Here is a 13,065-nt window from a genome sequence, read left to right on the forward strand (position 1 = left end):
GGCTTTTTTCATCCGGAATGCGTCATGCGTGCTGCAAACGCTGCAGCCCCGGCAGCACGGCCAGGGCATTGCGACCGGTCTGCTCCTGCACCTCGGCCAGCGGCATGCCACGCAATTGCGCCAGGGTCTGCGCGATACCGGGAATCTCGGCCGGCGTGTTGCGCGCCTGCGGCTTGCCCACCGCGCGCTCCTCCGCCGTCACGTACAGCCAGTGCGGCGCGATATCGGGCGCATCGGTTTCGAGCACGATGCTGTCCAGCGGCAGCCCGGTGGCCAGTGCACGCAGCCGCGTGGCCCGCTCGAAGGTCACAGCCCCGCCAAAGCCCAGCTTGCAGCCCAGCCCGATGAACGCATCGGCCTGCTGCCGGCTGCCGACAAAGGCATGCGCAATGCCCCCGGGCGGCGTCACCTGCCGCAATTGCCCGAGCACGGCGTCGACCGAGCGGCGCGAGTGCAGCAGCACCGGCAGGTCAAAGCGGCGCGCGAGTTTCAGCTGCTCGTGCAGAAAGAATGCCTGCTTGTCGCGCATGGCCGGTGTTTCCAGCCCCGGCACGAAAAAGTCCAGGCCGATCTCGCCGACCGCCACCAGATGCGGATCGTCCTGCGCGGCCTGCAAGGCCTGCTCCAGCACCTGCAGATCGTCCTCCTGGGCCGTGGGCACGCACATGGGATGGATGCCCAGCCCGTAGCCATCGCCCCAGCGCCGCGCCAGCCGCTGCACGGCGGCCAGATTGTCCACGGCAACGGCGGGAATCACGCACAGCCCGACACCGGCGTCGCGGGCACGGGCGCGCACCGCATCGCGGTCGGGCGCGAACGCGACATCATCGAGGTGGCAATGGGTGTCGATCCAGGGAATCATGGCAAATCGGGAGCGCTGCCGGCACGGTCTGCGGGGTGCGGGGGAGCCATGTGGAACCAGCGCTTGCGCACCTGCTCGCCAGCGGCCTCGCGGGCGGCTGCCGCATCAGGGCACTTGCCATCGCCACGGCCGGTAAAGCCCCCGGAAGGAGCACACAGGTAGGTTCCCTGCGCGTCATACAGTTCATTGAAACGGTCGCAGCAGCCGGCCTGGATTTCGTAGACCGTGCGCCCCTGATACGGCCACTCCCACACCGCAATCACGGAGGGGTTGCGCTCATCGGCATTGACGCGCGCCAGATGCGACGGCAGCCAGGGCGGCAAATCGGCCAATCCCGAAGCGCCGGGATGCACGCAGCCTGCCAGTGTGCCCGCGCCCGCCAGCACACCCGCACTGGCCACCAACCACGCCAAACGCCTGAATCCCGAGTTGCGCATGACTTTCTCCCTGGTGCAGCCGGCGTGCCGTCAGGCGGCCTGCGGCAGCATCGGCATCAGCTGCCCGCGATCCATGCGGAACTGGCGGTCGCAGCGCGCGGCCAATTGTTCGTCGTGCGTGACGAGCACAAACGCCGTGTTGTGGTCGCGTGCCAGCTGGAGCATCAGACCGAATACCTGTTCGGCCGTGTTGCGATCCAGGTTGCCGGTCGGCTCGTCGGCCAGCACGCAGGCAGGTCGCGTCACCAGTGCGCGCGCAATTGCCACGCGCTGGCGCTCGCCACCGGAGAGCTCGGCCGGACGGTGCTCGGCACGTTCGCCCAGTCCCACCTGCGCCAGCATGTCCAGCGCCAGCTTGCGCGCCTCGGGCCGGCCCATGCGGCGCACCCACAGCGGCATGGCCACGTTTTCGGCGGCGGTGAACTCCGGGAGCAAATGGTGAAACTGGTAGACAAAGCCCAGATGCGCATTGCGCAACTCGCCCTGCTGCGCCAGCGACAGGCGCGACAGCTCCTTGCCCATGATGTGCACGGTGCCGCTGGTCGGCGCATCCAGCCCGCCCAGCATATGCAGCAGCGTGCTCTTGCCGGAACCGGACGCACCGACGATGGCAACCGTCTCGCCGGCCTGCACCGCCAGATCCACCCCGCGCAGCACCGTCAGATCGATATTCTTGCCCTCGTGGAAGCGCTTGGTCAGACCGCTGGCCTGCAGCACCGGGCCGTTGTGGACAGCATTATTCATAGCGCAGCGCCTCCGCCGGGTTCACACGGCTGGCGCGCCAGCTCGGATACAGGGTGGCCAGGAAGGCCAGAATCAGCGACACCACCACGATCGGCACGATATCGCTCGCCTCAGGATCGCTCGGCATCTTGCTGATCAGGTAGATGTCCTGCGGCAGGAAGGAGGTCTGCAGCAGGTTCTCGATGAAGGGCACGATCACGTCGATATTGAAGGCGATCAGCAGGCCCAGCGCCAGGCCCGACAGCGTGCCGATTATGCCCGCCGTGGCACCCTGCACCATGAAGATGCGCATGATGCTGCGCGGCGAGGCGCCCAGCGTGCGCAGGATGGCGATGTCGGCGCGCTTGTCCTGCACGCTCATCACCAGCGTGCTCACCAGGTTGAAGGCCGCCACGGCGACGATCAGCGTCAGGATGATGAACATCATGCGTTTTTCCACCTGCACGGCTGCAAACCAGCTGCGGTTCTGCTGCGTCCAGTCGCTGATGCGGTACTGGCCGTCGAGCGCGTTGCCGATCTGGCCGGCCACGATGGGCGCCTGGTTCAGGTCGCGGATCTTCAGGCGCACGCCGCTCGGCCCTTCCAGCTGGAAGATGCGCGCCGCATCCTGCACGTGCAGCATCACCATGCCGGCGTCGAATTCGTAATGGCCCGAGTCGAAGGTGCCGACGACCGTCACCTGCTTCAGCCGCGGCATCACGCCCGCCGGCGTGACCTGGCCGCTCGGCGCCACCAGCGTCACCTTGTCGCCCGGCTGCACGCCCAGCGCGCGCGCCAGCTGCACGCCCAGCACGGCGCCGAAGCTGCCCGGCTGCAGTTGCTTGAGCACTTCCTGATTGCTGGCCGCCACGTTAGCCACCTGCGGCTCCAGCTCGGGCTCGATACCACGCACCAGCACGCCGCGCATGTCCTCGCCATGCGCGATCAGCGACTGGCCGTTGACGAAGGGCGCGGCGCCCACCACCTCGGGCTGCGTCTTCACGCGCTGCAGCAGGCCCGGCACGTCCTGCAGGCCGCTGCCGTCCACGCTCATCACTTCGATGTGCGAGACCACGCCCAGCATGCGGTCACGCACTTCCTTCTGGAAGCCGTTCATGACCGACAACACGATGATCAGCGCCGCAACGCCCAGCGCAATGCCGACGATGGACGCTGCCGAAATAAAGGAGATGAACCCGTTGCGGCGGGTGGAGCGGCCCGCGCGTGTGTAGCGCCAGCCCAGCAATAGTTCGTACGGAGTCTGCATGTGTTCTTGGTTGTATGCCTCGCCTGTTGAGTCCCCGGAATGCCATGGCACACCGGAGCGAAGACTATTGTGGCATGCCGCATTCCCCCTCCCCTGTGAGCAGGCATGCAAGGTTGCAACATATCGTCAGGCTACACTTGGCCTGTCGCGGACTTTTCCCTGAGCCATGCACTTTTCGCCCGATTCCCTGAGCCAGCGCAGCCTGCGCAGCGTCTGGCACCCCTGCACCCAGATGAAACAGCACGAGAAGCTGCCGCCGCTTGCCATCGTGCGCGGCGAAGGCGCCTGGTTGCAGGACGAAAACGGCGACCGCTATCTGGACGGCATCAGCAGCTGGTGGGTCAATCTGTTCGGCCATGCCAACCCGCGCATCAATGCGGCACTGATCGACCAGCTCGGCAAGCTCGAGCACGCGATGATTTCCGGCTGCACCCATGCGCCGGTGGTGGAACTGTCCGAGCGCCTGGCCACGCTCACCGAGCACCAGCTCGGCCATGCCTTCTATGGCTCGGATGGGGCCTCGGCGGTGGAGATCGCCCTCAAGATGAGCGCGCACTACTGGCGCAACAAGGGTCTGCCGGACAAGCACCGCTTCGTCTATCTGGAAAAAAGCTACCACGGCGAAACCCTGGGCGCGCTCAGCGTGACCGACGTGGACGTGTTCCGCCATGCCTACCATCCGCTGCTGCAGCATGCCTTCATGGCCCCCAGCCCGGATGCGCGCAGCGCCGAAACTCCGGCCAAGGCCGCCTGCCATGCCATCCAGGCCATGGATGCGCTGCTGACCGAACACGCCGGCGAGATCGCCGCCGTCATCGTCGAGCCGCTGGTGCAGTGCGCCACCGGCATGGCCATGCACGATCCCTCCTACCTGCAGCAGCTGCGCATTCTGTGCGACCGCCACCAGGTACACCTGATCGCCGACGAGATTGCCGTGGGCTGCGGCCGCACCGGCAGCTTCTTCGCCTGCGAACAGGCCGGCATCTGGCCGGACTTCCTCTGCCTGTCCAAGGGCATTACCGGCGGCTACCTGCCGCTGTCGCTGGTGCTCACGCGCGATGCCATCTACCAGGCCTTCTACGACGACGACGTGCGGATGGGCTTTCTGCACTCGCACTCCTACACCGGCAACCCGCTGGCCTGCCGCGCCGCACTGGCCTGCCTGGACATCTTCGAGAATGACGACGTACTGTGCATGAACGAGCTGCTGGCAGAGCGGCTGGACAATGCGCTGCAACCGCTGGCCAGCCACGGCGCGGTGCGCCATGCGCGGCGCCAGGGCCTGATCTGGGCCTTCGATGTGGATCCGCAAGCCATCCCGGCGATTTCTGCCGACGATGCCGCAGACGGCATGGCGGGCGGCAGCTTCGCCCAGCGCTACCACCTCGCGGCACGCCGCCACGGCCTGCTGCTGCGCCCGATCGGTCACACGCTCTACATGATGCCCCCCTACATCCTGAACCACAGCGAAGTGACGCACCTGGCGCAGGGGGCGCTCGCTAGCCTGAACGATGTGCTGAAACCGGCGTAACAACGAAATGGCCCGGCCAGTAGCAAGCAATCCTGCCCAGCTTGGCATAAGCCCTGCCATCGGCCCCTTGCTGATCGCGAACGCCCTCCGCATATTGCAACAGACACGTAACACCGCCCAGCGCAGCGGTGCGGCTTTACACATAAAGTCCAAGGCCTTCTACAATAGAAGTCAATTGTCGTCGCGTGGCCGGTTGGCCGGCACGGCAGGCCTGTGTTCCGCCGTCTGTTCCCTGCCTCCATGTCCGCTGCTCTTGCCCACCATCTGATCGTTCCCTTTGCTTCGGCCAGCTCCCCAGGCTGCCAGCAGGCCCTGCAGCAGCTCTCGCTGGGCAATCTGCCGGCCCTGCTCGACCGCCTGCAGGCCGATCCGGTATGGGAATGCGACGAGTACAGCTACAGCACGCCGCATGAGCACAAGCTGGCCGAAGCGTTGGCCTGGCCGCAAGAACTCTGCCTTGACGGCCAGATGCCCTGGGCCGCGCACACCGCGCGCCTGCTCGGGGTGGCTTCCAAGCTGCCCATGGCTTGGGGCCTGGTCACGCTGTGCCACTGGCAAATCCATGCCGACCATGTCACCATGGCGCACCCGGCCGAACTGGCGCTCAAGCCGGAAGAGGCACACAGCCTGTGCGAATCCATGCAGCCCTGGTTTGCCGAAGAAGGCCTGCATCTGGTCGAGCTGCCGGTGGACAAATCCGGCATCGTGCAATGGCTGGCCCATGGCCGCATGCTCGAGAACCTGCGCACCGCCTCGCTCGATCGCGTCTGCGGCCGCAACGTCGAGAGCTGGATGCCGACCTCCACCCGCGCCAGCACCAGCCCCACGGCCGCCCGCGCCGCGCCGCTGCAGCGCCTGCAAAGCGAAATGCAGATGCTGCTCTACACCCATCCGGTGAACGAACGCCGCCTGGCGCACAACGAACTGCCGGTCAACTCGTTCTGGGTCAGTGGCGCCGGCATTCTGCCGACCGAAGTGCCGGTACTGCCCGAGGCCGAGGACGCCCTGCAGCCGCACCTGCTGCGCCAGCTCGTCACCCCGGCCCAGCGTGAGGACTGGCAGGCCTGGCTCACCGCCTGGAAGTGGCTGGACGAGGCCGTGTTCGGCCCGCTGCTGCAGCGCCACAAGGAAGGCAAGGTGCAGCGCCTGCGCATCACCCTGTGCAGCGAACGCCGCGCCATGACCTGGAATGCGGCCCCCGTTTCCCTGCTCCAGAAAGCCGGCCGCGCACTGCGCCCCAGCCGCGCCAGCACGCTCCTCAAGGCCCTGTAAGCCATGCGCCTGATCGAGCGCGACGTGCCGCCGCGCGCCCGCTGGGCACTCGAGCAAGGCGGCCTGCACCCCCTGCTGGCCCAGCTCTACGCGGCCCGCGGCGTAACCCAGCCGTCCGAACTGGACGATGCGCTGACGCACCTGCTGCCGCCCACCGAGTTGCGTGGCACCAGCGAGGCGGCGCGCCTGCTGGCCGATGCCATGGCCGCCGGCAAATCCATCTGCATCGTGGCCGACTACGACTGCGACGGTGCCACTGCCTGCGCGGTCGCCGTGCGCGGCCTGCGCCTGCTCGGCGCGCGCCAGGTCGGCTATCTGGTGCCCGACCGCGTAGTCGACGGCTACGGCCTGACCGCGCCGATTGCCGAGCGCGTGCGTGCCACCGGCGCCGATGTGCTGGTCACGGTGGACAACGGCATCGCCAGCGTGGACGGCGTGCGCCAGGCCCATGCACTCGGGCTGCAGGTGCTGGTGACCGACCACCATCTGCCCGGCCCGCAACTGCCCGACGCCGATGTCATCGTCAACCCCAATCACCCGGACTGCCGTTTTCCCAGCAAGGCACTGGCCGGCGTGGGCGTCATGTTCTATGTGCTGCTGGCCCTGCGCGCCGAACTGCGCGCACGCGGTGCTTTTGCCGACGGCCAGCAGCCCCGCCTGGATACGCTGCTGCCGCTGGTCGCCCTCGGTACCGTGGCCGACGTGGTGCGGCTGGATGCCAACAACCGCCGCATCGTGGCGCAGGGCCTGCGCCGCGTGCGTGCCGGTGCCATGCCGGCCGGCATGCGCGCGCTGTTCCAGGTGTCCGGACGTCCCTGGCAGACTGCCTCCACCTTCGATTTCGGATTTGCGCTCGGCCCGCGCATCAACGCCGCAGGCCGCCTGTCCGACATGACGCTGGGCATCGAATGCCTGCTCGCCGACGATGCCTTGCGCGCCACCGAACTGGCGCAGCAGCTCGAAGCCATCAACCGCGAGCGCCGCAGCATCGAGGACGGCATGGGCGCGCAGGCCTTCACGCTGACCGAGAAGCTGCAGGCCACGCTGCAGGAGCCTCCGGCCGCGCTCAGCGTGTTCGACGACAGCTTCCACGAAGGCGTGGTCGGCATCGTCGCCTCGCGCCTGAAGGACCGGCTGCACCGCCCCACCTTCGTGTTTGCCGCCAGTGCGGCGCCCGGCATGGAGCATCTGCTGAAAGGCTCGGGGCGCTCGATTGCGGGCTTCCATCTGCGCGATGCACTCGATCTGGTGGCCAAGCGCCATCCGGAAGTGCTGCAGAAGTTCGGCGGCCACGCCATGGCGGCGGGCTGCACCATTGCACGCGAGCACCTGGAGGTGTTCAAGCAGGCGCTGGCACAAGTCGCCGAGGAGTGGCTGGATGCCGCCACGCTGCAGCGCACGCTGGAAACCGATGGCGCGCTGCCGGCCCGGTTCCGACGCACCGATGTGGCCGCCAGCCTGCAGCAGGCCGTCTGGGGCCAGGGCTTTGCCGCACCCGTGTTCAGCGAGGAGATGGAGGTGCTCCAGCAACGCCTGGTGGGCGAGCGCCACCTGAAACTGCAGCTGCGCCACCACGGCGAAACCGTGGACGGCATCTGGTTCGGCCGCAGCGAGCCGCTGCCGGCGCGGGCGCATCTGGCCTACCGGCTGGACATCAACAGCTGGCAGGGGCGCGAGAGCGTGCAGTTCGTGGTGGAAGGGATGGCGGACTGACGGCTGCCGCACGGGCTACGCATGTGCCTGACGGCTCTCCGGCCATCTGGTCAGCCCTGCAGCCAGGTCAGCCCTCCAGCCAGGCCGTTCCCACTACGCAGCTGGCAGCAGGATGCCAGCGCAAGCGCCGGCTGGACAAATCGAATGTCGCCACTGTCACCAGCGGCCCACCCACCTGCGCAGCGGCGTAGGCCATCAGCGCCACCTCCTGCACATGCACGGATACGGGAGGCAGCATGTCCAACACCGCCAGATTGGGCAGCAAGTCAGCCAGCAACCAGGATTCACGATACAGACCCAGCGTCACGTGCGGCAGGTAATCATCCAGGTGCTGCAAGGCCGGATCGAGCGCCAGCGCCGTCCGCAGCGCATCCAGCTCGCCAGCGTGGCGCACCACCAGGAAAGGGGCCGTGGCAAAAGTCCCCACTCGACCCACCTCGATCTCGAACGGCCCCAAGCCCGCCCCTGACAGCCCCTGCATGTGCCTGTGCAACGCAGCCCGGGGGCAGGCATCGGCCGAGGCTCCCTCTGGATCGGCCACCTTCGGCGTTCCGTCTTCGGCATGCCGGAATCCGCCCGCCTCCTGCTGCACGGGAAAGCCGCACAGTCCCAGCGTCACATGCGGCTGGCGGCGATAGCCATCGAGCAACCAGGGCGCCAGCTGCCGCTGCGCTCGAGTGAACGATGGTCGCAGCTCCGGTACGTCGACATCCAGCGCCCACAGCAGAAACCACGGACGTCCGCGATGCCAGGCCGAAAAATCACCGCATACATTGCGCTGCAGACGCACTGGACGCCCTGTCTCGCCCCGCGCGCGCAAGCCCGTCGCCGCGTCAACCACCCTGCGCCAGCCAGTACAAGCCGCCCGCAAGAACCGCCAGGTTCAACAACACCGTCAACCAGAACACGATGCGGAACGGCGGCTTGAGCGTCTTGTGCCGGAACAGCTGCTGCGCCAGCCAGGCGCCGGGCCAGCCGCCGAGCAGCCCCAGCAGATGCAGAAAGCTCTCGGGAATGCGCTGCTTTCCCGCGCGCGCCGCGGCCTTGTCCCAGGCGTAGGCAATGAAGGCACACAGGCTGGCGGATACGTACACCACGACCAGCCAGCGGGCCAGCGTCATGCGCGGCCCACCTTGTCCATCAGCCGGCGGAACACGCTCGGCGAGACGAACACATCCACCTCGCCACCGAGCGTGGCGATCTCGCGCACATAGGTGCTGCTGACGAACTGGTACTGCACGCTCGGCGTGAGGAACACGGTCTCCACTTCCGGCATCAGGTGGCGGTTCATGCCGGCGAGCTGGAATTCGTAGTCGAAGTCGGTCACGGCGCGCAGCCCGCGCACCATGGCCTTGCCGCCGCGCGCCACCACGAAATCACGCAGCAGGCCGTCATAGGCTTCCACTGTCACATTGCCGTACTTGGCCACCGCCTCGCGCACCATGTCCAGCCGCTCGTTCAGGTCGAACATGGGTTTCTTGTGGTGGCCGGCCGCCACCGCCACGATCAGATGATCGAACAGCTGCGAGGCGCGGCGCACCAGCTCCTCGTGCCCCAGCGTGAGCGGGTCGAAGGTGCCGGGGTAGATGGCGGTGATCCTGGTCATGGTGTCTCCTGCAATGAATCGGGGGTTTGTGGGGCTGCGCACGGGGCGCCGGCAATCAGTCCTGCATGGTGATGGCGCTCAGGCGGGCTGCAGCAGGTGCGCATGCACCTGGCCGGCCTTGAGATGGCGCCAGCGCTGCCAGCCGAGCCCGGCCAGTTCCTCCGGCTTCCATTCACGGCCGGCCTCGAGATACAGATAGCCTCCCGCGCGCAGCACCGGCAACGCGGCCTGCAGGGCCTTGGCATACCAGTCGGCGTCGAACGGAGGATCGAGCAGGACAAGGTCGATGCTGCCGGGCCGGCGCGCCGCCTCGTGCAGCACGGCCAGTGCATCACCCTGGCGCACCTGCACGGCATCGGCGCCCAGCAGCTCCTTCAGTTCGCGCAACTGGCGCACCAGCGCGGCATGCTGCTCCACCAGCAGCACGCTGGCGGCGCCGCGCGAGGCGGCCTCCAGGCCCAGGGCACCGGTACCGGCGCACAGGTCGATGCAGTGCCAGCCGCCAAGGTCCTGGCCCAGCCAGTTGAACAGCGTTTCGCGCACGCGGTCGGGCGTGGGGCGCAGGCCGGGCGGCACGCCCGGGCCGGCCGCCACCGGCAGCAGACGACGGCGCCACTGGCCGCCGACAATGCGGACCTGGCCGGCTGCGCGCGCTGGCGCCTGACCCGGTTTTTTCCCCGTGCCGGCCGCTGATGCGCGCCCTCCGGGAGCAAATTTGGCAGGATGCGCAACGCCTTTCGCCCCCGCTTCGGCGGCATCTGGCTCGGCATGCGGCGACTGCGCCTGGCTGCGCAGGCGTTTTTCGATGGCTGACAATGACAGGCTGGAACGTCCCATGGCGGAAATCATAGGATAAAAAGGGGGTTTCGCCGGATATCTTGCGGGCTGTCATGTGCCCGACCCATGCACTTCGTACAATGAGGGAGTTGCCCGCCTTGCGCCCACTCCACTCTGCCATGTTCAGCTTCTTCAAGAAAAAACCTGCCGCCCCCGAATCCCCTGTCGAAACCCCCGTTGCCGAGGCAGCGCCGGAGACGACTGCGGAGACGGGCGTGCAGGCTGCGCCCGAAGCTCCGGCAACCGAACAGGTCCCCGCCTCCGGTGGCTGGCTCAACCGCCTGCGCCGCAGTTTCGGGGGCGACGAAGCAAGCCCGGCCAGTGCCGACGCCCCGGCCGCCTCCGGCGAACTACCGCTGGCCGAGCAGGCCCTGATCCAGGCGCTGCAGCACGATGCCATGGACAGCAGTTTCGCCGCGCTGGAGCCCACGCCCATCGACGAAGCCGCCCTGACCGAAGCCGCCCTCGCGGCTACACCGGAAGAAGCCGACGATGTGCCAGCCAGCAGCAAGTCGCCGGCGCCGCGCCACGCCGAACAGGCACCTGCCGCCACTCCCGAGGCGCAAACGCCCGCCGCGGCATCGGCATCGGCATCGGCATCCGCAGACGAGCCGGTCGCCGACGACGAAGCGGCTGCAGCTGACACCGCCACCCGCGCCGGCTGGTTCAACCGCCTCAAGACCGGTCTGCGCCGCACCGGCAGCAGCATCACCACCGTCTTTACCGGCACCCGAATCGACGAGGAACTCTACGAAGACCTCGAGGCCGCCCTGCTCATGGCCGATGCCGGCGTGCAGGCCACCGAATACCTGCTGGAAGACCTCAAGCGCCGCGTCAAGGCCGCCAAGGCCACCGATCCGGCGCAGGTGCGCACCCTGCTGACCGATGCCATTGCCGAACTGCTGCAGCCGCTGGAAAAGCAACTGGTGATCGGCGAGCACACGCCCACCGTGATCATGGTGGCTGGCGTCAACGGCGCCGGCAAGACCACCTCCATCGGCAAACTCACCAAGCACCTGAGCGACCACCGGCAAAGCGTGCTGCTGGCTGCTGCCGACACCTTCCGTGCCGCTGCCCGCGAGCAGCTCGCCATCTGGGCCGACCGCAACACGGTCGAGATCGTCAGCAACGCCGGTGGGGACCCGGCGGCCCTGAGCTTCGATGCCGTCGCCGCTGGCCGCGCGCGCGGCAAGAACGTGGTGCTGGTCGATACTGCCGGCCGCCTGCCCACCCAGCTGCACCTGATGGACGAGCTCAAGAAGATCCGCCGCACCATCACCAAGGCCTACGTCACCGCACCGCACGAGGTGCTGCTGGTGATCGACGGCAACACCGGCCAGAACGCGCTGGCACAGGTCAAGGCGTTCGACGACGCACTGGAACTGACCGGCCTGATCGTGACCAAGCTCGACGGCACCGCCAAGGGCGGCGTGCTGTGCGCGATTGCGCGCGAGAAACCGGTTCCGGTGTATTTCGTCGGTGTGGGCGAAAAACTGGAAGACCTGGAAACCTTCAATGCGCGCGAATTTGCGCAGGCGCTGCTGGGTTGAGCGGCATTTCCCGGAGCTGTCGCGCATCCGGGGCAGTGTCCTACGCCGCGTGGAGGGCCCAGGCATCAGAATGTGCAACAAGGCGTAGAAGCATTTGCCCCGATGGCTCTCGCAATTCTGCGACAGCCCCTGATTTGTTACAGGTTTTCCCGGCAGATTTAGCACTCGACTTTCAGGAGTGCTAATATCTTTCGCCAATGAGGAACATCTCGGCAAGAGATGTATCCAATACCCTGAAAGGAGTGAAGACACATGGCTGATAGGGCTGTTGCCTCCACCAAGACCCAAGACATTGCCATTGCCCCCAACTGGTCGGCAGTGGCCACCTTGCCCGCACTGGGCAATCTTGACGCGTACATCAGCGCGGTCAACCGCATGCCCATGCTCACGCCCGAGCAGGAGCATGACTACGCCAAGAAACTGAAAGACCACAACGACCTGGACGCCGCCGGTCGCCTCATCATGTCGCACCTGCGTCTGGTGGTGGCCGTGTCGCGCCAGTACCTGGGCTATGGCCTGCCGCACGGCGACCTGATCCAGGAAGGCAACATCGGCCTGATGAAAGCCGTCAAGCGCTTCGATCCGGATCAGGGCGTGCGCCTGGTGAGCTACGCCATGCACTGGATCAAGGCCGAGATCCACGAGTACATCCTGAAGAACTGGCGCATGGTCAAGGTCGCCACGACCAAGGCGCAGCGCAAGCTGTTCTTCAACCTGCGCAGCAAGAAGCAGGGCTTCAAGGCCATCGCCGGCCTGGACGATGCGGCCATGCACCGCGACACGCTCACCGAGCAGGAAATCGACATCATCGCGAAAGACCTCAACGTCAAGCGCGAGGAAGTGATGGAGATGGAAACGCGCATGAGCGGCGGCGATGTGCTGCTCGATCCGGCTCCCAGCGATGACGGCGAGCAGGCCTTCGGCCCGATCGCCTACCTGAGCGATGCCAGCCACGAGCCCACCGCCATGCTGGAAGCCCAGCAACGCGACGTGATGGCCACCGACGGCATCGCCGCCGCGCTCGACACGCTCGACCCGCGCAGCCGCCGCATCGTGGAACAGCGCTGGCTGGCCGTGAACGACGACGGCTCCGGCGGCATGACGCTGCACGAACTGGCCGCCGAGTACGGCGTGAGCGCCGAGCGCATCCGCCAGATCGAGTCGGCGGCCATGAAGAAGATGAAGACGGCGCTGGTGGAGTATGCCTGAGCCCTAGGCGCCTGACAGCCTGTGGGGCCGCTCGGATGAGCGGCCTTTTTCATGGGTG

General features: G+C 67.1%; 13 protein-coding genes. 5 read left to right on the plus strand and 8 right to left on the minus strand.

The genetic code is table 11. From position 1 onward, the window contains the following. Nucleotides 1-22: 22 nt before the first annotated feature. Genes KKQ75_RS08390 through KKQ75_RS08405 form a run of 4 tightly spaced genes read right to left on the minus strand, consistent with a single transcriptional unit; the run spans nt 23 to nt 3,289 of the window. The gene (locus KKQ75_RS08390; RefSeq protein ID WP_213361492.1) at nt 23-862 is read right to left on the minus strand and encodes a TatD family hydrolase; all 840 of its coding nucleotides are present in this window, start codon (nt 860-862) and stop codon (nt 23-25) included. Then, nucleotides 859-1,299: a DUF6970 domain-containing protein gene (locus KKQ75_RS08395; protein WP_213361494.1), complete on the minus strand. Its 441-nt coding sequence runs from the start codon at nt 1,297-1,299 to the stop codon at nt 859-861. Before KKQ75_RS08395 ends, KKQ75_RS08390 begins: the two co-directional genes overlap by 4 nt. Before the next feature lie 30 nt (nt 1,300-1,329). Continuing rightward, complete coding sequence (gene lolD / locus KKQ75_RS08400; protein ID WP_213361495.1) at nt 1,330-2,043, minus strand: lipoprotein-releasing ABC transporter ATP-binding protein LolD; 714 nt, start codon at nt 2,041-2,043, stop codon at nt 1,330-1,332. Beyond that, a complete protein-coding gene (locus tag KKQ75_RS08405; protein WP_213361496.1) occupies nt 2,036-3,289 on the minus strand; it encodes a lipoprotein-releasing ABC transporter permease subunit in 1,254 nt (417 codons plus the stop codon). Before KKQ75_RS08405 ends, lolD begins: the two co-directional genes overlap by 8 nt. A 166-nt stretch (nt 3,290-3,455) precedes the next feature. On the opposite strand from KKQ75_RS08405, the gene bioA reads away from it, so the two are divergent. The 3 genes from bioA to recJ all read left to right on the plus strand — a co-directional run bounded on the left by bioA (nt 3,456) and on the right by recJ (nt 7,805). After that, entirely contained in the window at nt 3,456-4,820 is a 1,365-nt protein-coding gene (gene bioA, locus KKQ75_RS08410) for an adenosylmethionine--8-amino-7-oxononanoate transaminase (RefSeq protein ID WP_213361497.1), read from the plus strand. A 240-nt stretch (nt 4,821-5,060) separates the two neighbouring features. Continuing rightward, nucleotides 5,061-6,092 carry a phosphoglycerate mutase gene (locus KKQ75_RS08415; protein ID WP_213361498.1) on the plus strand — a complete coding sequence of 344 codons (1,032 nt, stop codon included), beginning with the start codon at nt 5,061-5,063 and terminating at the stop codon, nt 6,090-6,092. 3 nt (nt 6,093-6,095) lie between these two features. After that, nucleotides 6,096-7,805, plus strand: coding sequence for a single-stranded-DNA-specific exonuclease RecJ (gene recJ / locus KKQ75_RS08420; RefSeq protein WP_213361499.1), 1,710 nt, complete (start codon nt 6,096-6,098; stop codon nt 7,803-7,805). A gap of 67 nt (nt 7,806-7,872) precedes the next feature. Here recJ and KKQ75_RS08425 read toward each other — a convergent pair whose 3' ends face one another. From KKQ75_RS08425 to rsmD, 4 genes are all read right to left on the minus strand, one after another. Continuing rightward, complete coding sequence (locus KKQ75_RS08425) at nt 7,873-8,595, minus strand: 2'-5' RNA ligase family protein (protein ID WP_213361500.1); 723 nt, start codon at nt 8,593-8,595, stop codon at nt 7,873-7,875. Between the two features lie 43 nt (nt 8,596-8,638). Continuing rightward, nucleotides 8,639-8,926: a DUF1294 domain-containing protein gene (locus KKQ75_RS08430; protein WP_213361501.1), complete on the minus strand. Its 288-nt coding sequence runs from the start codon at nt 8,924-8,926 to the stop codon at nt 8,639-8,641. Continuing rightward, entirely contained in the window at nt 8,923-9,411 is a 489-nt protein-coding gene (gene coaD / locus KKQ75_RS08435) for a pantetheine-phosphate adenylyltransferase (RefSeq protein WP_213361503.1), read from the minus strand. Before coaD ends, KKQ75_RS08430 begins: the two co-directional genes overlap by 4 nt. 78 nt (nt 9,412-9,489) lie before the next feature. Further along, nucleotides 9,490-10,248, minus strand: coding sequence for a 16S rRNA (guanine(966)-N(2))-methyltransferase RsmD (gene rsmD / locus KKQ75_RS08440; protein WP_213361505.1), 759 nt, complete (start codon nt 10,246-10,248; stop codon nt 9,490-9,492). 398 nt (nt 10,249-10,646) lie between these two features. Here rsmD and ftsY point away from each other — a divergent pair, with 398 nt between their 5' ends. Then, nucleotides 10,647-11,798 carry a signal recognition particle-docking protein FtsY gene (gene ftsY / locus KKQ75_RS08445; protein WP_213362729.1) on the plus strand — a complete coding sequence of 384 codons (1,152 nt, stop codon included), beginning with the start codon at nt 10,647-10,649 and terminating at the stop codon, nt 11,796-11,798. Nucleotides 11,799-12,050: 252 nt separating this feature from the next. Beyond that, a complete protein-coding gene (rpoH, locus tag KKQ75_RS08450) occupies nt 12,051-13,007 on the plus strand; it encodes an RNA polymerase sigma factor RpoH (RefSeq protein WP_250131041.1) in 957 nt (318 codons plus the stop codon). Nucleotides 13,008-13,065 lie beyond the last annotated feature (58 nt).

Source organism: Brachymonas denitrificans (assembly GCF_907163135.1).
GTDB classification, from domain to species: domain Bacteria; phylum Pseudomonadota; class Gammaproteobacteria; order Burkholderiales; family Burkholderiaceae_C; genus Brachymonas; species Brachymonas denitrificans_A.

Bases quoted from the DNA above. Each gene is read 5' to 3' on its own strand.
- KKQ75_RS08430 (WP_213361501.1), bottom strand. From the start codon at position 8,926: ATGACGCTGGCCCGCTGGCTGGTCGTGGTGTACGTATCCGCCAGCCTG.
- KKQ75_RS08415 (WP_213361498.1), top strand. From the start codon at position 5,061: ATGTCCGCTGCTCTTGCCCACCATCTGATCGTTCCCTTTGCTTCGGCC.
- ftsY (WP_213362729.1), top strand. From the start codon at position 10,647: ATGGACAGCAGTTTCGCCGCGCTGGAGCCCACGCCCATCGACGAAGCC.
- recJ (WP_213361499.1), top strand. From the start codon at position 6,096: ATGCGCCTGATCGAGCGCGACGTGCCGCCGCGCGCCCGCTGGGCACTC.
- KKQ75_RS08390 (WP_213361492.1), bottom strand. From the start codon at position 862: ATGATTCCCTGGATCGACACCCATTGCCACCTCGATGATGTCGCGTTC.
- KKQ75_RS08405 (WP_213361496.1), bottom strand. From the start codon at position 3,289: ATGCAGACTCCGTACGAACTATTGCTGGGCTGGCGCTACACACGCGCG.
- rsmD (WP_213361505.1), bottom strand. From the start codon at position 10,248: ATGGGACGTTCCAGCCTGTCATTGTCAGCCATCGAAAAACGCCTGCGC.
- bioA (WP_213361497.1), top strand. From the start codon at position 3,456: ATGCACTTTTCGCCCGATTCCCTGAGCCAGCGCAGCCTGCGCAGCGTC.
- lolD (WP_213361495.1), bottom strand. From the start codon at position 2,043: ATGAATAATGCTGTCCACAACGGCCCGGTGCTGCAGGCCAGCGGTCTG.
- rpoH (WP_250131041.1), top strand. From the start codon at position 12,051: ATGGCTGATAGGGCTGTTGCCTCCACCAAGACCCAAGACATTGCCATT.
- coaD (WP_213361503.1), bottom strand. From the start codon at position 9,411: ATGACCAGGATCACCGCCATCTACCCCGGCACCTTCGACCCGCTCACG.
- KKQ75_RS08395 (WP_213361494.1), bottom strand. From the start codon at position 1,299: ATGCGCAACTCGGGATTCAGGCGTTTGGCGTGGTTGGTGGCCAGTGCG.